An 18,345-nucleotide genomic window follows, 5' to 3' on the forward strand; every position below is an offset into this window, starting at 1 on the left:
GGGGGGATGGGGGTTCAGGCATCGCCGGCGAGCTCCCGGCGCAGCCGTGTGAGCAGTTCGTAGGTGTCGAGGGCGGGGTCGCGCCCCACGGCCATCGTGGCGAGCACCAGCATGTCGGCGACGAGCAGCCCGCCGATCGGTTCGGCCGTGAGGCCACCCGCCGACGCCTCGTCGCGCAGGACGACGTCGACGGAGCCGGTGATCTCCTCGCCGAGGTTCTCGGTCACGAGGATCAGCCCGGCCCCGGCGGCCCGCGCGTGGGCGGTGAGCAGCGCGAGCTCGGGCAGCACGCGGCCGGGCGCGAAGATCACCACCGCGTGGCGGGCCGAGAGGGCGAGCAGGTCGTCGGCGAGGGTGAAGCCGGTGGCGCCCGAGGAGACGGCGAACTTGCCGGCCCGGTTGAGCTTCAATGCGAGGTAGCGCGCGGACAGCTCGTTGACACCCCAGCCGTAGCAGAACACCGTCGACGCGGGCGCGATGAGCTGCAGCGCGCGGCCCAGCGCCGCCGGGTCGGTCTTGCGGCCGAGCTCGGCGACGCGGTCACGGGCGTCGGCCACGACCCGCGCGGCGGTCGCCGCGAGGTCGCCGGCGGACCGGGTGAGCTGCAGGCGTTCGCTGATCTGCGGGGCCCCGGTGGCCACCGTCGTCAGGTGCGCGCCGAGAGCCGCCTTGAGGTCCGGCAGGCCCGCGTAGCCGAGACGGCGCGCGGTGCGCACGACCGTGGCGTCGCTGGTGCCCGTGGCGCGGCCGATGTCGCCTGCGGTGGCGAGCATGACGCGCTGTGGCGGTGCCGCGACCAGGTAGCGGGCGACGACGCGTTCGGTCTTGCTCAACCGGGTCCACTCGTGGTTCACCCGGCTCGCGAGGGACAACCCCGATTCTGAAGTGTCCAATTCAGCTAGTGCCGTTTCTGTCGTCACTGCTACAGTGACCGCAGCTTAACCCCCGCCGGCCGGAAGTGCACCGGCTGGTTCCCGCCGCGGTCGACCCGCCGTGAAGAAGGAGGCGCCTTGTCCCCGACCACCGGTGCGATCGCGTCCCCCCACTCGCTGGCCACCCGGGCCGGCGAGGAAGCGTTCCGGGCCGGTGGCAACGCCCTCGACGCCGCGCTCGCGACGGCCACGGCGCTCACCGTCGTCTACCCGCACAACACCGCCCTCGGCGGCGACCTCGTGGCTCTCGTGCGAACCCCCGGCGGCACGATCACGTGCGTGAACGCCACCGGCACCGCCCCGGCCGCGCGCGACCTCGCCGAACTGCGCGCCCGCCACGGCGACCGGTTGCCCGAACGCGGTCCCGACACGATCACCGTGCCCGGCGCCGTGCGCGGCTGGGAAGCGATCCGCCGGCACGGCGCGGCACTGGATTGGGCCGCGCAGTTCTCCGCCGCGATCGGCTACGCGGCTGACGGCGTGCCCGTGGCCCGCTCACTGGCCGCCGCGTTCGTGACCGACCGCGCCCTGCTGGAGGCCGACGCCGGTTCGCGCGCGGTGTTCGCACCCGGCGGGGAGTTCGTGCGCGAGCGGCTCACGCAGCCGCGGCTGGCCGAGTCGCTGCGGGCCATCGCGGCCGGCGGCCCCGGCGAGTTCTACGAAGGCGCCGTCGGCGCGGCGCTGGCCCGCGGCTCACAGGCCCTCGGCTGTCCGCTGACGACGCTCGACCTCGCGGCCTACCGCGTGCGCGAGACAGCCGCGCTTTCCGCACCACTGGGCGGGTTCCGCGTGCACACGAGCCCGCCCAACACCCAGGGCTTCGCGCTGCTGCGAACGGTGCGGGCGCTCACCGGACTCGGGTACGCGGCCGCGCCGTGGACCACCCCCGCCGCCGTGCTGGGCCGCTTGTTCCACGACGGCACCCGCGTCCGCGACACCCTGCTGGCCGACCCGGACTTCGCCACGACCGACGTGGAGAACGACGGGTTCGCCGGACTCCTCGCGTCGCTGCGGGAGCCACGCGGCGCCGCCACCGTCGCCGCCCCGGCGATCCCCCGAGGCGACACGGTCGGCGTCGCGGCGGCCGACTCCTCGGGGTTCGCGGTGTCGATCATCCAGAGCGTCTTCGACAGCTTCGGCGCGGGCGTGCTCGAACCGGAGACCGGGATCATCCTGCAGAACCGCGGCAGCAGCTTCTCCCTCGACCCGGGCTCGCCCAACGTCATCGCACCCGGCAAGCGGCCGAAGCACACGCTGATGCCGGTCCTCGTCACGGCCGGGGACGGCCGCGTCCGCTGGGTCAACTCCACAATGGGCGGACACGGCCAGCCGCAGATCCACGCCCAGGTCCTGCTGCGCCTGCTGGCCGGCGATTCGCCCCACGACGCGGTGAGCGCACCACGCTGGGTCGTCGGCGCTCGCGCGGGAGGCCAGGCCTCCGACACCGTCCACCACGAAGCCGACCTCTCCCCCGCCGTCGTCGCGAGCCTCGCCGCCGATGACTTCCCGCTGTGCGAAGTCCCGCCGCGCACCGAGTTCCTGGGCCACACCAACGTGGTGTCGATCGACGCCGAGGGCGTGTTCACCGCCGGCAGCGACCCCCGTTCCGACGGTTCGGCCGCCGTGGTGCGGCGGTGACCGCTCGCCGCCGGCCCGGTTGAAGGTGGCGGGCGCGTGCGCACCCGCCACCCGGGCGACGTCACGCGCCCTGCGCGGAGCTCCATCGCCCCGAGGAACGTCTCCAGCGCCACGTTGCGTCCACAGAGGACCACCGCGACCTTCTTGCCCCGGTACTGCTCGGCCGTGCGGATCAGCCCGGCCACCGTGACCCCCGCGGCACCCCCGACGATCCAGCGCTCGCCCTCGGCGATCGTGCGCATGGCGCCGGCGATCTCGGCCTCCGTGACCGTCACGGTCTCGTCGATGACGTCCTGGCAGAGCGGGAACGTGACGGACCCGGGTGCGACCGCGCCGGCCGAACCGTCGGACAGCGTGGGCCGCTCCGGCGTCGCCACGAGGTGGCCCGCCGTCAAGGAATCCAGCATGCACGTCGAGGCTTCGGGCCGGACGCCGACGACGCGCGTGGCCGCGCTCAGCCGCTTCAGCGCCGTGCCGGTACCGCCGATCAGCCCGCCGCCACCCACACACACGAACACCGCGTCGAGGTCCGGCGCCTGCTCGGCCAGCTCCACCCCGAGCGTGCCCTGTCCCGCGACGGTGTCGAGATCGTTGTACGGCGCGACGTACGGCTTGCCGGTCAGTTCGGCCTGGCGCCGAGCTTCCTGTTCCGCGTCGTGCGGATTGCCCTCGACCAGCACGACATCGGCGCCCAGCGCTTCCATCGCCGCGATCTTGCCCGGGGTCGTGATCGAGGCGACGTACACGGTCACCCCCACCCCCGCGAGCTGTCCGGCCCGCGCGACGCCCTGGCCGTGGTTGCCGGTGGAGGCGGTGATCACGCCCGTCTCCCGGGCGCTCTCGCCGAGCACGCGGATCTTGTTCGCCGAACCCCGCACCTTGAACGAACCGGTGGGCATGAGGTGCTCGGTCTTGAGCCACACGTCGCACTCGAGCTCACGCGAGAGCCGGGTGCGGCGCTCCAGAGTGCTCACCGGCACCTGCGGACGGATCCCGCGGTGCGCGTCGAGGATGCGGTCGACCAGATCGGGCACAGCAAGCTCCCGCTGGGTTTCGGCGGCGATTTCGGTAGTGGTTCAGAGGAATCGGCCGGAGACGCCGGGGCCTCTGGTCTCCCTTCGGCAGGTAATATAGCCTATAAGCTGTATGGAAGGAGGACCGTGAGCACACAGCCGCAGTCCGGCAGCTACGCCAGCCTCGCCCACCTCGACCTGGGCGGTGAGCGCTACCGGGTGCACCGCCTCGACGCCGTGCCCGGCGCCGAGCGGCTGCCCCTGAGCCACAAGATCCTGCTGGAGAACCTGCTGCGGCACGAGGACGGCCACACCGTCACCGCCGAGCACATCGCGGCCCTCGTGCACGGTGGCTCCGAGCAGGCCCACGACGTCGTGGCGTTCTCGCCGTCGCGGGTGTTCCTGCACGACACCAACGGCGTGCCGGTGCTCACCGATCTCGCCGCGTTGCGCGATGCCGTCGCCGCGGCGGGCGGCGACCCCCGCAGCGTGCGCCCGCGCATCCCGAGCCACCTCACCGTGGACCACTCCGTGGCCACCGAAGTGTCCGGTCGCCCCGATGCCCTGCGCCGCAACGTCGAGATCGAGTACACGCGCAACGCCGAGCGCTACCGCTTCCTCAAGTGGGGCGAGAAGCTCGACGGCGTGCACGTGGTGCCGCCCGGCACCGGAATCATGCACCAGATCAACCTCGAACACCTCGCGAGCGTCGTCGAACGCCGCGACGGCTGGGCGTTCCCCGACACGTGCGCCGGCACCGACTCCCACACCACGATGGTCAACGCGCTCGGCGTGCTCGCGTGGGGCGTGGGCGGCGTCGAAGCGGAAGTCGCGCTGCTGGGCCAGCCGCTGAGCATGCTCGTGCCGCCGGTGGTGGGCGTCGAGCTCACGGGCGAGCTCGGCCCCGGTGTCACGGCGACCGACCTCGTGCTCACGGTCGTCGAAACCCTGCGCGCCCACGGGGTCGTCGGCAAGTTCGTGGAGTTCACCGGTGACGCGGTGACACGGATCCCGCTCGCGCACCGGGCCACGATCGCCAACATGTGCCCGGAGTTCGGCGCCACCGCGGCGATGTTCCCCATCGACGGCGCGACGCTCGACTACCTCCGCCTCACCGGCCGCACCCCGGACCACGTCGCCACCGTCGAGGTGTACGCGAAGGAACAGGGTCTCTGGCACGATCCCGCCGCCGGTCTCCGTTACGACGAGCGCGTGCGCATCGACCTCTCCGGTGTGACGGCTTCCCTGGCCGGGCCCCGGCGCCCGCAGGACCGCGTCGCGCTGGCCGCGGTGCCCGGCAACGCGGCGGCGGCGCTCGAGCGCGTGCGCTCCGCCCGCGAAGACCGCACCCCGAGCGAAAGCCCGGTGCCCGACGGCGCCGTCGCCATCGCCGCCATCACGTCGTGCACCAACACGTCCAACCCGCACGTGATGGTCGCCGCGGGCCTGCTGGCCCGCAACGCCCGCGCGCGCGGGCTGACCAGCCGGCCGTGGGTGAAGACGAGCCTCGCGCCGGGGTCGAAGACCGTCACGGAGTACCTCGCGCGCGCCGGGCTGGCCGAGCCGCTGGACGAGCTCGGCTTCCAGCTCGTCGGGTACGGCTGCATGACGTGCATCGGCAACTCCGGCCCGCTGCTGCCGGCCGCGGCCGCGGCCGTCGCCGACCACGGCGCGGTCGTGGCGTCCGTGTTGTCGGGCAACCGCAACTTCGACGGCCGCATCAACAACGACGTCTCGCTCAACTACCTCGCCTCTCCCCCGCTGGTCGTCGCCTACGCGCTGGCCGGTTCGGTCACCCGTGACCTGACGACCGAACCGCTCGGCACCGACCCCGAGGGCCGGCCGGTGCTGCTGGCCGACCTGTGGCCCGACGACGCCGAGATCGACGAGGTCGTGTCCGCGCACCTCACGCCGGAGCTGTTCCGCGAGGCCTACACCGACGTCTTCGCCGGCGACGAGCACTGGCGCGCCGTGCCGGAGTCCGAGGGACACCACTTCGAGTGGGAACCGGGCTCGACGTACCTGCGCCGCCCGCCGTTCCTCGACGCCGTGCCGGAAACCGCCGCCCCGCCGCGGGACGTGCTCGGTGCGCGCACGCTGCTGCTGCTCGGCGACTCGGTGACCACCGACCACATCAGCCCCGCCGGCCGCATCCCGCCGGACAGCAGCGCCGGGCGTTACCTCAGCGCGCTCGGGGAGGCCGACCTCAACACCTACGCCTCGCGGCGCGGCAACTTCGAGGTGATGGTGCGCGGCGGGTTCGCCAACCCCCGGCTGGCCAATCGGCTCGCGCCCGGCGCCGGCGGCGGGGTCACCCCGGACTTCACCCGCGATGGCGAACTCGTCCCGATCCACGACGCGTCGGTTTCCTACGCCGCCGCAGGCGTGCCGCTGATCGTGATCGCCGGCCAGGAGTACGGCACGGGGTCCTCCCGCGACTGGGCGGCCAAGACGACCGCGCTGTTGAAGGTGAAAGCCGTGCTGGCGCAGTCGTTCGAGCGGATCCACCGAGCCAACCTCGTCGCGCTCGGCGTACTGCCGCTGCAGTTCGCCGACGGCGAGGGCGCCGAGTCGCTGGGTCTCGACGGCACGGAGGAGTTCGACCTCGTCGGGATCGGCGACGTGGTGCGGGATCCGGCGCGACCGCTGACCGTGCGCGTGCGGCCGGCGGACAAGCCCGCGTTCGAATTCGCCGTGCGCGTCCGGCTGGACACCCCGCGAGAGGCCGCGTATTACGCGAACGGCGGGGTGCTGCCCTACGTCCACCGCTTGATCCTGCGAGGTGAGCTTGGCTGAGCCCGCGCCCGTCGTCGAGCCGCTGCTGCTCGGCTACGGCCTCGCGTCCGAGCAGGGCAGCATCGGCTTCTGCGGGGTGTACCTCGTGCAGACTCCGCGGCGGCGGATCCTCTTCGACTGCGGGCACGCGGGCCGCCGCCGCGCCCTGCTGCGGGCATTGGCCCGCCACGGGCTCGGCACGCGGGACGTCGACACCCTGGTGCTCTCGCACGCGCACTACGACCACGTGCAGAACGCCGACCTGTTCGCCCACGCCGACGTGCTGCTGCACCCGGCCGAACGCGAGTTCCCCGTCGGCGACCCGGTCAAGCCCCCGTGGACGGGCGCGATCCTCGGCGGGCTGCGTGTGCGCGACGCCGTCGACGGCCTCGCAATCGCACCGGGTGTGACCGTCACCGGCCTGCCCGGCCACACGGCGGGTTCGATCGGCCTGACCGTCGCCACGGCGACCGGCACGGCCGTGCTCACCGGCGACGCCCTGCCCTCGGCCCGCGCGCTGCGCGCCGGCCGCGCCACCACCGCAGCGGCCGGCGAAGAGGCGGCCGCCGCGTCGATCGAGTTCGTGCGCACGCGCGCCGACGTGGTGTACCCCGGCCACGACCGGCCGTTCACGATCGAGGCCGGACGCCCCGGCCGCTACCTCGTCCCGCGCGTGGCCCTCACCGTCCTCGCGCCCGATCCCCTCACCGAGGACCCCTCCACACCAGAAGACCCAGCACCGTCCTGAGTGCGGGCCACCGGGAAAGGAAGCCCCCAGCATGACCACCGCCACCGGCATCTTCGCCGAGCCGGCACCGAAGTTCTCCGCCGAGGGCCTGGTTGCCGTGCTCGCCGAGCACTGGGCGCTCACGGACCCGGCCCTGAAACCGCTCGACAGCGAACGCGACCTCAACGTGCTCGTCGACGGCCGCTTCGTGCTCAAGATCTCCAACCCCGCCGAGGACGCCGAGGTCGTGGACATGGAGACCCGCGCCCTCGAGCACGTGCACGCCGCGGACCGCGACCTGCCCGTGCCGGAGACGGTGGTGACCACGTCGGGCGAGCCGGTGGCGCACCCGCGAGACGATGCCGGGCGCACCTGCCTGGCCCGCCTGATCACGCTGCTGCCCGGCTCCCCGCTCGAAGGCGGCCCGCTCGACGAAGACCTCGCGGAGCAGGTCGGTGTGGTGGCCGCGCGGGTTTCGGTTGCGCTGCAAGGGTTCTTCCACCCCGCGGCCGGGCGGACGCTGCTGTGGGACATCCGTCGCATGCCGGAGGTCGTGGCCGCGTCGGGCATCGGCACCGGCCGGCTGCGCGAACTCGCCGAACGCGTCGCCCCGGCGCTGGCGGCGACGGCCACACTGCCCTCGAGCGTGCAGCACGCCGACGTGACCCTCACCAACGTCCTCGCCTCGCGCGCCACTGTGACCGGCGTGATCGACTTCGGCGACATGCACCACACGGCGGCGGTCGCCGACCTCGCGGTGACGCTGACGTCCATGCTGCGGCTCAGCGGCGGCGACGCCCACCGCCTGTGGCGACTGACCGACGCGGTGCTGCGCGGGTACCAGCGCCACCGCGAACTCTCGGCCGCCGAAGTCGCGGTGCTGGGCGAACTCGTGATCGCGCGGCTGCTGACGACGCTCGCCGTGTCCGCGACGCGGCGCGACTCGCACTCCGACAACCACCGCTACATCACGCAGTACGACACGAACAGCGAACAGGCGCTGGACCTGCTCGCCGCGCTGTCCCCGGCCGAGCTCGCAGACCGGCTCGCGCGGCTGGCCGGCACGCGCGACCTCACGAACGCGATCTCCCCGGAGGACCTGCCCGCCCGGCGCGCGGCAGCCATGGGCGGCAAGCTCTCGCCGCTGTTCTACCGCCGCCCGCTCGAACTCGTGCGCGGCGAAGGCCCGTGGTTGTTCGCCCGCGACGGCGCGCGCTACCTCGACGCCTACAACAACGTCGCCGTCATCGGGCACACGCACCCGGCCGTCACGCGCGCGGTGAGCCGGCAGCTGGCCGAGCTGAACACGCACTCGCGCTACCTGCACGCGGGTATCGCCGAGCTGGCGGAGCGGATCCTCGCGACCATGCCGGAGCCGCTCGACACGATCCTGTTCACCACGTCCGGCACCGAGGCCAACGAGCTCGCCTGGCGGCTGGCCACCGAGTACACCGGCGGCGGCGCGGCCGTGATCGCGGAGCACGCCTACCACGGCGCGTCGAAGTGGATGGCGGACCTGAGCTCGAACGAGTGGCCCGCGGGGTACCGGCCGGCGCACGTCGCGACCTTCGAGGCGCCGCACGGCACCCCCGACGGGCTGACGGAAACCGTTGCCGCGGAACGGATCCGGCTCGCCGCCGAAACGCTGGGCGCCGCCGGCGAACGCCCGGCGCTGGTCCTCGCCGACTCGCAGTTCACTTCGGAGGGCATCCTCGACGCGCCGGGTGAGTTCGTCGCGGGCCTGGTCTCCGGCGCCCGCGCGGCGGGTGCGCTGTTCCTCGCCGACGAGGTCCAGTCGGGCTACGGTCGCGGCGGCCCGCAGCTGTGGCGGTTCCTGCTCGCCGGCGTGACCCCCGACCTCGTCACACTCGGCAAGCCGATGGGCGCGGGTTACCCGATCGGCGCCGTCGTGACGCGCCGCGAGATCGCCGACGTGCTGGCGCGGGGCTACGAATACTTCTCCACCTTCGCCGCGACCCCGGCGGCCGCCGCGGCCGGCCACACCGTGCTCGACGTGCTGCAGCTGACCGGCCTGCCCGCGCAGGCCGCCGCGACCGGCGAGGTGCTGCGCTTCGGGCTGCGCGAGCTGGCCGCCGACGAGCCGCTGCTCGGCGCCGTCCGCGGCACCGGGCTGCTCGCGGGCATCGACGTCCGGCCCTCCGGCGCGACACCGTCGCGCGCGGTCACGAAGGCACTGCTGGCCGAACTCGTCTCGCAGGGCGTGCTCGCGGGTTCCACCGGCCCCGGCGGCGACGTGCTCAAGGTGCGACCGCCACTGGTGTGGGAGAAGCGCCACGTGACGCTGTTCCTCGACCGGCTGCGCCGCGCGCTGGCCACGTTGCGGTCCTGATTCCGCCGGCCGGGAAAACTGAAACCGGCCGCGGGGCCCGCCGTCAGCGCGGCAGACCCCACGGCCGGGGGCTGGGGGGAGAACTACGCCCGCAGAAGTCCACGCGCGGGCGGCAGGGTCACCGGGCCCGAGTTGACGTTCGTGGCGTGCTCCACGGTGACGCCGGCGTCGTCGAACACCAGCCGCAGCCGGTCGATGAACGGCGACTCCAGGAAGTGCCACGTCAGCTTCAGCACGTCGGCCGACTCCCACTCGGCGGCCGCGAGCACGGCCGCGGCCGGGTCCTGGTAGGAGTGGTGCAGGCGCCACACGCTGAGGCCGGTGTCCTGCCGTCGCCACGAGCCGACGCCGTGGTCGAGCGAGTGGTCGCCGAGTTCGTCCTCGACCGTGAGGCGGACCGCGTCACCGGTGACCGAGACGGCCAGCGACACCAGGCCCTGTTCGTTGGGCTCGAAGTCGTACGCCGCGGAGAAACCGGCGCGCTGCGGGGCCGCGGACACCGCTTCGGGCTCCTGAGCACGCCGCACCCACTCGGTGACAGCGTCCACTTCGGACTGCTCCCGTGACGAGCCGTCGAACGCGGAGCGGAACGCCGACCGCAGCATCCCCGGCAGGTCGTGGTAGGTGCCGTCACCCATGGCGCCCAGGACGACGACCACCCCGCCGTGGCGCGGGAAGACCATGCACTCCTGGCCGAAGATGCCCGAAGCGTTGTAGATGCCGTCCGCGGTGGTCCAGAACTGGTAGCCGTAGCCCTCTTCGGTGACGACATCGGGTGCGGGCGGCACCAGCTCCTTGCCGTTCCACTCCCCGCTGATCGCGCGGCGCACGTGCAGCGCCGAGGCTTTCTGCACCCAGCCGCCGGGCAGGATCCGGTCGCCCTCCCACACGCCGTCCTGCAGGTGCAGCACACCGAACTTCAGCAGGTCGCGCGGACGCAGCGAAAGCCCGTTGCCCCCGCTGGACACGCCCTCGGGGTCGCGTTCCCACGTGTAATCCGTGATGCCCAGCGGGTCGAACAGCCGCGGGCGCAGGTACTCGTCCACGGCCCGGCCCGACACCTCCTGCACGATCGCCGAGAGCACGTGGCTGGTCGTGCTGCTGTAGGTGAAGTTGCGGCCCGGCGGCTCCACGACCGGTTCCTCGAGGAACTCGCCGACCCAGCCCGTGCGCCGCAGCCGGGTGGTCGCGCCGGACAGGCCGCGCGCGTGGCCCGTGCACATCGTCAGCAGATCGCGCACGCGCATCCGGTCGAAGTTCGCGCTCGGCTCGGCGGGCAGGCGGCCGCGGAAGAACCCCGCGACCGGGTCGTCCAGCGACAGCAGGCCCTCCGCCTCGGCGAACCCCACCGCCGCCGACGTGAAGCTCTTGGTGGCGGAGTGGATCTTGTGCTTCAGGTCCGGTTCGTGCGGCCACTGCCACAGGTCGAGCACGGTCCGCCCGTGCCGGTGGACGAGCAGGGAGTGCACCCGCATCCCGCGCTTCGCCAGGTCCCGCAGCAGGGTGTGGACGGGACGGGGGTCCACGGCCGGCTCCTCGTTGGTCATGCTCACCGTTCTCGTCGTGATCTTCTTACAGGACTTGCGAAAGGAACGTCTGCAGCCGCGGCGTCTTCGGATCGGTCAGCAGCTCTCGCGCCGGGCCCTCTTCCGCGATCACACCGCTGTCCATGAACAGCACGCGGTCGGCGACCTCACGGGCGAAGTTCATCTCGTGGGTCACGACCATCATCGTCATCCCCGAGTTCTCGGCGAGGTAGCGCATCACGTCGAGCACGCCCTTCACCAGCTCCGGGTCGAGCGCGGAGGTCGCTTCGTCGAACAGCATGATGTCCGGCTCCATCGCCAGCGACCGGGCGATCGCCACGCGCTGCTGCTGCCCTCCCGACAGGTGCGCGGGCCGCGCCGACGCGAGCGCGCGCAGGCCGACCTTGTCGAGCTGCTCCAACGCGCGTTCGCGGGCTTCCTCGCGCGACATCCCGCGCACGCGCCGCAGCGCGAGCGTGATGTTGTCGAGCGCGCTCTTGTGCTGGAACAGGTTGAAGTGCTGGAACACCATGCCGGTGCGCGAGCGCACCGCGTTGAGGTCCACCTTCGGTTCCGTGATCGCCTCACCGTGCAGGCGGATGGTACCCGAGGTCGGCGGCGACAGCAGGTTCACGCACCGCAGCAGGGTCGACTTGCCCGACCCCGAAGCGCCGATCAGGCACACGGTCTCGCCGTGCGCGACGGTCGCGGACACACCCTTGAGCACGTCGACGGTGCCGAACGACTTGCAGATGTCCACCAGCTCGATCGCGGGGACGTCGGTGCCCGCCCCGGTGGTTTCGGTCTGGGACACGGTTGCCTGGTCCATCGTCACGCCCCCGCTTCGAAGCCGGTCGCGCCGACGGGCACCAGCGGCTGCGGGGCGGCGCTCGGCCCGGTGCCGCCCGAGGTGGGGCGCCGGCCTTCGCGCAGGCGCCGGTCGAACCAGTTCACCAGGTGCGTGAGCGGCACGGTGAAGACGATGTAGACGAGCCCCGCGGCCACGAACGACGACGAGTTGTACGAGATCGCCTGCGCCTGCTGGGCGATGAAGTACAGCTCGCGCTCGCCGACGGCCAGGCCGAGCAGGTACACCAGCGAACTCTCCTTCACGGCCACGATGAACTGGTTCGCCAGCGCCGGCAGCACGTTGCGGATGCCCTGCGGCACCACGACGAGCAGCAAGGTGGTCAGGTGGCTCATGCCGAGGCTGCGGCCGGCCTCGGCCTGCCCCGGCGGCACGGCCTGGATGCCCGAGCGGAAGATCTCGGCGATGTAGGCCGCGTTGATGAGGCCGACGGCGAGGATCGCGTAGCCCATGGGCGACTGGCCGAACAGGCGCACGCCCGCCGACGGCAGGCCGATGCCGATCAGGCTCACCGTCACGATGGCGGGCAGGCCGCGGAACACGTCTACGTAGACCCGGGCAGGTGCCCGCAGCCACCAGCGCGCGGAGATCAGCAGCATCGCCAGCAGCAGGCCCACGGCCAGCCCGAGGACCAGCGCGAGCGACGCGATGATCAGCGTGTTGCGCAGTCCTTCCCCGAGCAGCGCGGGCAGCACGGCGAGGATCTGGTGGATGTCGAAGAACGAATGCAGGAAATCGCCCATGGGACCAGGTGTCCTTACCTCGGTTCGGCCGGGGCCGCGGGAGACGGTGCGGCCCCGGCTTCCGCGGTCGGCGAGCAGCACCGAACCGCGGTGGGTCTTATAGACTATAAGTGTGGCGTGGTGCTCACTGTAGCAGGTTCGACAGGACAGTCAACGGCTGAAATGCCTGTTTCAGCTGGTCCGCCCGGCCAGCAGCCCGGCAACGAAGTCCTGCACCACGGGGATCACCTGGGTGCCCTTGTGCGCGACACCGGGCACGACGTCGAACCGCACCGGGATCCCGTTGCGCTCGAAGCTCGCACGCAGCGTCTCGAGCCGTTCGATCCGCGTGCGGCCGGTCTTCTCCACGCCGTCCATCCAGTTCGGTCCGCCGGCGTTGTTGATCTCCCAGGTCTCCACGTCGTCGGAGCCCACGAGCATCTGCACCGGCACGCGCCGTAGCGCGTCGAGGTCGACGTCGATGCCGAACTTCTCCTTGAACCCGCCCGTGCCGAGCCACCACGGCAGCGAGTCGTCCAGCTGCGTGATGCGCCCCGGCGCGCCGATCGAGAGGCCGGCCAGCCGGTCGGGGTGGGCGTAGGAGAACCGGTGCGCGAACTGCCCGCCGCCGGAAAAGCCGTGGAGGATGAACTTCGCGGTCTCGGTGCCGAACTCCTCGCCGACCTCCTCGACCATGTGCAGCAGCTCTTCGTCGAACCGGATCCCCTGGTACTCCAGGAACTTGAAGCTGTGCAGCTCCCGTCGCTCGACGATCCCGGCGGGGAACAGCGGCGTGAGGACGACGCAGCGGTGCTGCTCGGCGAAGTCCGCCCACTGGTTGCGGTAGTGCTCGGCGGAGCGGCCGGTGCCGTGCTGGACGACGACGAGCGGCAGCGGCGCGGCAGCGGGCGTGTGGTCCTTCGGCACGTACAGCCCGTAGGACAGCCGCTGGTCATGGCGGGACGCGAAGAACGGCGTGCTGCCGACGAAGTGGGCACCCTGCGAGTCGGGTTCGGTGGTGGTCGTCATGGCGCCGGGACTCCTCGTACGGTCGATGGGGACGGATACGGCGGACTTCGCGTCCAGAGAATATAAGCTATAGAATCGGTCGATGATCTCCACAAACCCGTGGGGTGCGTCGACCCTGGCACCCGGGCGCGCCCGACCGGTGGTCCGGGCGCGACCGGATGCAGGCCGCAGGCCCCAGCTTGCCCGCGCACCGGGCCCGCGATCGGTATCCTGGCGCACTGCAGTTCCCGAGCGCAGTTCCCGAGCGCGGTTCCCGAGCACAGTCCCGGGCACGGTCCGCCGGCCCGATCCCCACCCGTCCGGGCGTCAGCCCGCGAGAGAGATTGTCAGGTCGATGAGCGTCAACCCCCGCCCAGCCCTCACGAAGAACGCGTACGTCTACGAGGAGCTGCGCCGGCGCATCCTGGCCGGCGAGCTGGTCCAGGGCCAGTCCATCTCCCAGGAACAGCTCGCGGCGGAGCTCGGCGTGAGCACCACTCCCCTGCGCGAGGCGCTGCGGCGACTGGACGCCGAGGGGCTCGTCACGATCGACGCGCACCGCGACGCGCGCGTGAGCCGGCTCAACGCCGAGGAGGCCCGCAGCCTGTTCGAGGTCCGCGAACGGCTCGACCCGCTGGCCACCAAGCTCGCCGCCGCGCGGCGGACCGACGCCGACATCGCGGCGATCGGGACGGCGCTCAAGGACCTCGAGCCGCTGAGCACGTCCACCGGCTTCGAATCGCTGCTCGTGCACCGCGCGTTCCACCGCAGCATCTACACGGCCTCACACAACCCGCTGCTGATGACTCTGCTGGAAGGCTTGTGGGACAAGGCCGACCGGTACCGGTTGATCGGCCTGCAGTCCAAGCCGGACTCCCCGCAGGACCAGGAACGCGTGCGGCGCGAGCACATCGAGATCGCCGAGGCCGTGATCGCGGGCGACGCGCGCACGGCGGAGCGGGCGATGAAAAAGCACGTGCAGGGCAGCCTCGGGCGCCGCGCGATCGCCGCGCTGGACGCCTGAGCAACCCCACCGCGGTCACAGGACCGCCAGTGGGTTGGCCGGTGACCCCGTCCCGCCCTCCACCACGAGCGGCGCCAGCACGAAGAGGAACTCGTGACGACCTTCCTCGGCACAGGCGAGGGCGAGTGGTTCCAGCGCGCAGTTGTCCACCAGGGCGAGGCCGTAGGCGAAGATCGCGCCGTGCACGGTCCACGGCACGCCGCCGTCGTTCGGGGCGCGGTCGAGCATGTCCCAGGCCAGCACCGCGCAGTCGTGGTCGCGCAGGAACGCCAGGCACGACGCGTGCAGGCCCGGCCGGGTGGCTTCGGTGCCCCACGCGGGGTTCTCGCGGTCCCACGCGTCGCGTCCGGAGTGGACGACGAGCGCGTCACCGGGCCCGACGCTCACCCCCTGCGCCTTCGCGACGGCTTCGAGCTCGTCGCCGTGCACCGGCCGGTCCAGTGTCACGTACGGCTCGCCGCGGAAGGCCGGCACGTCGAGCAGCACGCCGCGGGTGACGATGCCCTGGCGCCAGTGGTCGACCGACCCCCAGCGGCTGCCGCGCGATGTGAGCTCGGCGTCGGGGTCGCGGCCCTGCCACAGACCGCGTTCGTCCCAGACGTGGCAGAGCGCGTCGACGTGGGTCGAGGCGACGCCGTGGTACTCGATGCCGTAGTAGTCGCCCGAAATGCCGCCGGTGCCCCGCGGTGTCTTGGTCGTGTAGTGGGAAGCCGGGCGCGGGTTGTTCTCGTGGGGCCGGGTCGGGAACGGGCGGCTCAGCGACACCGAACGGCCGCTGCGGACCAGCCGGGCAGCCTCGACCCGCTTGGCTCCGGTGACGAGGTTGACGGCGCCGACCTGGTCCTGCTCACCCCAGCGGCCCCAGTTGCTGCGGCCGTGGAGCTGCTGTTCGACCTCGGCGCGGGTCCAGTCGCGCACCGCGGCAGGCGCTTCGCGCTCGGCCACGCCGGCACCCGCCTTTCCGTACGTCCTTTGTGGACGCCCTTCCGCAGGACATCCCAGTGTTGGTATTTTCTAAGCGACAAGTACCAACTTGTCAACCACGGGAAAGGTGGGCACCGGTGAAGAAGATCGTCCTGTTCGGCGACAGCATGCTGGGCCGGTTCACAAAACCGCGCATCGACCAGCTCGAAGCCGAGGCCGGTGACGTCGTGGTGTTCAACTGCGCAGCGGGCGGCTGGAAGAGCGACGACGGGGCCCGGCGCGCGGCCGCCATCGCGCTCATCGAACCCGACGTGGTCGTGCTGTCCTTCGGCGCGAACGACTGCGCCCCGGACCGGCTCGTCGAACTCCCGGCGTACGAGAAGAACATGCGCGTGATCGCCGACGCGTTCGCGCCGGCCGCGCTCGTCGCGTTCCTGCCGCCGGCCATCGAGGAGGTCGACGGGGTCGGCAGGCGCGGCCGGACCAACGCCGTGCTCGACACGTACCGCGGGGTGCTGCGCGACCTCGTTTCGGCACCGAACGCGCTCGAGACCGACGCGGCGCTGGCGCCGCTGATCGCGCGCGGCGAGCCGGTCCACGAGGACGGCCTGCACCTCACCGGCGACGCGTACCGGCTCGTGATCTCGGCGCTGGCCGAGCGCATCACCGCCGTGACGGCGGGTCCCGACCTGCACTGATCCACTTCAGATTGTCGAACTTCCGTCGTTGACCCTACAGTTCCTTATAGCCTATAGTTCCGCACCACGGTGACGTGCTCCCCGTTCCCCCAGAGCTGTTCCCCGTTCCCTCCCCTGTTCCTCCCCGGTCCCGCCCAAGGAGACCCATGTACCGACTCCCCTTCCGACGCCTGCTCGGCGTCCTCGGCATCGCTGCGGTGTCCGCAGCCACGGTCACCGCGTGTGGTGGCGGCGACTCCGCCGCCGGCGGTGACGACTACGGCCTCGCGCAGCCCGGCACGATCACCGCGGCGGTCACGGCGGGCGACTACCCCTTCGTCTCCCCCGACGCCAGTGGCAAGCCCGTCGGCATGCTGGTGGACCTGAACAACCTCATCGCCGACCGGATGCACCTCAAGATCGTCTACAAGACCACCACGGTCGCGGCCGGCCTGCCGGGCCTCACCAGCGGTCAGTACGACATGATGTCGGTCGGCCTGGTGGCGAGCGCCGAGCGCAAGAAGAGCGTGGCTTTCACGAAGGCGATCTTCTGGGGCCAGAACGTGGTCGTGGTGCCGGCGAACTCGACGGTGAAGGCCATCGGAGACCTCACGGGCAAGCGGGTCGGCGCGGGCGCGAACAGCACCCAGGAGGACTTCGCGAAGAAGAAGTTGTCGAACGCGCAGCTCGTTTCCGAGGCGACCGACGGCGCGGGGGTGAACCAGATCCTCGCGGGCAACCTTGACGCGATGGTGCTGGGCTCGACGCACGTCGGCCAGATCTTCAAGGAACACCCGGGGACGCTGAAGGTCGCGATCACCTCGCCGCAGGACCAGCCGGGCGCGGAGGCGGTCAACAAGAAGCTGACGAAGTTCCTCGACGCCTACAACAAGGAGCTCACGGATCTCGCCAACGACGGCACCTTCCTGAAGCTGTACCAGAAGTACTTCCCGGACCTGCCCTACCCGACGCAGATGTACCAGTTCTGGCCGTCCATCAAGGACCAGATCGAGAAGCAGGGCGCCAAGCCGACCCCGTAGCCGGACGGGGTTTCCCGCTCACGCCGCAGATCGTTCCCGCGGCCCGCGGCGCGAGCGGAGCCGGACGAGGGGTTTCCCGCCCGAAGTGGCGGGAAACCCCTTGTCGCGTCGGGGTCAGCGGCATCCGCGTCAGCAGGTGACGGACACCTTGGCCCCGGACTTGAAGGACACGTGCACGTGGTCGAAGTGGTTCGCGGTGGGGCTGCCGCGGTCCTCCATCGGTTTCCAGCCGCTGCCGAGGTTGATGCGCTGGCGCCAGATCACGTACGTGACGCCGAACTGGCTCTGGTGCGCCAGCACGTAGTCGGCGAGCACGTTGCCGGTCGGGGTGTCGACCATGAAGTCGAGCGCGAGGCCAGCGGGGTGGTCGCTCGCGCCGGAGCGACCGGCCCGCCCGCCCACGGAGCTCACCTTGAACTTGGTGAGGATGTGGTTGCCCACCTGGGCGGCGTTGGGCTGCGCACCAGCCAGAGTGGACGAACAGGCCTTGCCTGCGGACAGGGTCTGCTGCACGGTCACCGGAGCCGGGGGCTTGGTCTTCGTGACCGGATTTCCCGTCGCCGTCGACGGTTTCAGGGTCGGCTTTTCGGCCGGTGTCGACGTGCTCGGGGTCGTCGGGGTCGTCGGGGTCGCACTCGGGGTCGTGGGGGTCGTCGGCACCGTGGGCGCCGTCCAGCTCGTCTGCGTTGAATTCACGGCAGTCGAGCTGGACGGCACGCTGAGAGCCAGGCGGTCGGCGGCGGCGACGGGTTCGCCGCCCGGGGTGCCGCCGATCAGCCACCCGACCGTGGCCAGGCCGAGGGCGGCGAGCACGCCGACCACGACAGGCAACCGCCACGACAGCGACCGGAGGCGATGTCGTCCGGACATCCTTGTCTGCACCATTTTCTTCGCTCGGGGAACGGACGCCGCGAATTCGGGGGATACGGCCTCCGCAAAGCCCGTCCGACATTACGAATCGGACACGGGAATGTCACTACTGAGTGATTGTCGGCACAGATCAACACCGATCGCCACTGGTCAGCACCTCTTCGATGTTCCGGCTAGCCGCCATTGACAGGCCACGGACGTCATTTCGCCACGATGCCGATCACCTTTCGCGAACCCGTTGGCACAACCTT

The 18,345-nt window shown here is 71.7% G+C and carries 14 protein-coding genes and 1 pseudogene; 7 read left to right on the top strand and 8 right to left on the bottom strand.

Going from position 1 to position 18,345, the window contains the following annotated elements; all coding sequences use genetic code 11:
- Nucleotides 1-14: 14 nt before the first annotated feature.
- A complete protein-coding gene (locus I6J71_RS28415) occupies nucleotides 15-893 on the bottom strand; it encodes a MurR/RpiR family transcriptional regulator (RefSeq protein ID WP_204089665.1) in 879 nt (292 codons plus the stop codon).
- A 117-nt stretch (nucleotides 894-1,010) separates the two neighbouring features.
- Between I6J71_RS28415 and I6J71_RS28420 the strand changes: the two genes are divergently transcribed.
- Entirely contained in the window at nucleotides 1,011-2,570 is a 1,560-nt protein-coding gene (locus I6J71_RS28420; RefSeq protein WP_204089666.1) for a gamma-glutamyltransferase family protein, read from the top strand.
- Between the two features lie 140 nt (nucleotides 2,571-2,710).
- Here I6J71_RS28420 and I6J71_RS51155 read toward each other — a convergent pair.
- Nucleotides 2,711-3,604: pseudogene (locus I6J71_RS51155) on the bottom strand (threonine/serine dehydratase); the annotation flags it as partial.
- A 126-nt stretch (nucleotides 3,605-3,730) separates the two neighbouring features.
- On the opposite strand from I6J71_RS51155, the gene acnA reads away from it, so the two are divergent.
- From acnA to I6J71_RS28440, 3 genes are read left to right on the top strand one after another with little or no spacing between them, the layout of a single operon-like run.
- On the top strand, nucleotides 3,731-6,379 hold the full coding sequence (gene acnA, locus I6J71_RS28430) for an aconitate hydratase AcnA (RefSeq protein WP_204089667.1): 2,649 nt from the start codon (nucleotides 3,731-3,733) through the stop codon (nucleotides 6,377-6,379).
- Nucleotides 6,372-7,106, top strand: a complete 735-nt coding sequence (locus I6J71_RS28435; RefSeq protein ID WP_204089668.1) for an MBL fold metallo-hydrolase — start codon at nucleotides 6,372-6,374, stop codon at nucleotides 7,104-7,106. The genes acnA and I6J71_RS28435 overlap by 8 nt, the downstream gene beginning before the upstream one ends.
- A 31-nt stretch (nucleotides 7,107-7,137) precedes the next feature.
- Nucleotides 7,138-9,435: an aminotransferase class III-fold pyridoxal phosphate-dependent enzyme gene (locus tag I6J71_RS28440; protein WP_204089669.1), complete on the top strand. Its 2,298-nt coding sequence runs from the start codon at nucleotides 7,138-7,140 to the stop codon at nucleotides 9,433-9,435.
- 83 nt (nucleotides 9,436-9,518) lie between these two features.
- Here I6J71_RS28440 and I6J71_RS28445 read toward each other — a convergent pair whose 3' ends face one another.
- From I6J71_RS28445 to I6J71_RS28460, 4 genes are all read right to left on the bottom strand, one after another.
- Nucleotides 9,519-10,982, bottom strand: coding sequence for a serine hydrolase (locus I6J71_RS28445; protein WP_204089670.1), 1,464 nt, complete (start codon nucleotides 10,980-10,982; stop codon nucleotides 9,519-9,521).
- 25 nt (nucleotides 10,983-11,007) lie between these two features.
- Entirely contained in the window at nucleotides 11,008-11,790 is a 783-nt protein-coding gene (locus I6J71_RS28450) for an amino acid ABC transporter ATP-binding protein (RefSeq protein WP_204089671.1), read from the bottom strand.
- A 2-nt stretch (nucleotides 11,791-11,792) separates the two neighbouring features.
- Nucleotides 11,793-12,572: an amino acid ABC transporter permease gene (locus tag I6J71_RS28455; protein WP_204089672.1), complete on the bottom strand. Its 780-nt coding sequence runs from the start codon at nucleotides 12,570-12,572 to the stop codon at nucleotides 11,793-11,795.
- Nucleotides 12,573-12,743: 171 nt separating this feature from the next.
- Nucleotides 12,744-13,580, bottom strand: coding sequence for an alpha/beta hydrolase (locus tag I6J71_RS28460; protein WP_204089673.1), 837 nt, complete (start codon nucleotides 13,578-13,580; stop codon nucleotides 12,744-12,746).
- Between the two features lie 334 nt (nucleotides 13,581-13,914).
- On the opposite strand from I6J71_RS28460, the gene I6J71_RS28465 reads away from it, so the two are divergent.
- Complete coding sequence (locus I6J71_RS28465) at nucleotides 13,915-14,583, top strand: GntR family transcriptional regulator (protein ID WP_204089674.1); 669 nt, start codon at nucleotides 13,915-13,917, stop codon at nucleotides 14,581-14,583.
- Nucleotides 14,584-14,598: 15 nt separating this feature from the next.
- Here the strand turns inward: I6J71_RS28465 and I6J71_RS28470 are convergent, their stop codons facing one another.
- The gene (locus I6J71_RS28470) at nucleotides 14,599-15,528 is read right to left on the bottom strand and encodes a cyclase family protein (RefSeq protein WP_204089675.1); all 930 of its coding nucleotides are present in this window, start codon (nucleotides 15,526-15,528) and stop codon (nucleotides 14,599-14,601) included.
- A 116-nt stretch (nucleotides 15,529-15,644) separates the two neighbouring features.
- Between I6J71_RS28470 and I6J71_RS28475 the strand changes: the two genes are divergently transcribed.
- Both I6J71_RS28475 and I6J71_RS28480 read left to right on the top strand, forming a co-directional pair.
- Entirely contained in the window at nucleotides 15,645-16,205 is a 561-nt protein-coding gene (locus I6J71_RS28475) for a GDSL-type esterase/lipase family protein (RefSeq protein ID WP_204089676.1), read from the top strand.
- A gap of 146 nt (nucleotides 16,206-16,351) precedes the next feature.
- Nucleotides 16,352-17,224, top strand: coding sequence for an ABC transporter substrate-binding protein (locus I6J71_RS28480; protein ID WP_204089677.1), 873 nt, complete (start codon nucleotides 16,352-16,354; stop codon nucleotides 17,222-17,224).
- A gap of 129 nt (nucleotides 17,225-17,353) precedes the next feature.
- Here the strand turns inward: I6J71_RS28480 and I6J71_RS28485 are convergent, their stop codons facing one another.
- Nucleotides 17,354-18,094 (bottom strand): hypothetical protein, encoded by a 741-nt coding sequence (locus I6J71_RS28485; protein WP_204089678.1) that lies wholly within the window; start codon nucleotides 18,092-18,094, stop codon nucleotides 17,354-17,356.
- Nucleotides 18,095-18,345 lie beyond the last annotated feature (251 nt).

The organism is Amycolatopsis sp. FDAARGOS 1241, assembly GCF_016889705.1.
Classification (GTDB): Bacteria; Actinomycetota; Actinomycetes; order Mycobacteriales; family Pseudonocardiaceae; genus Amycolatopsis.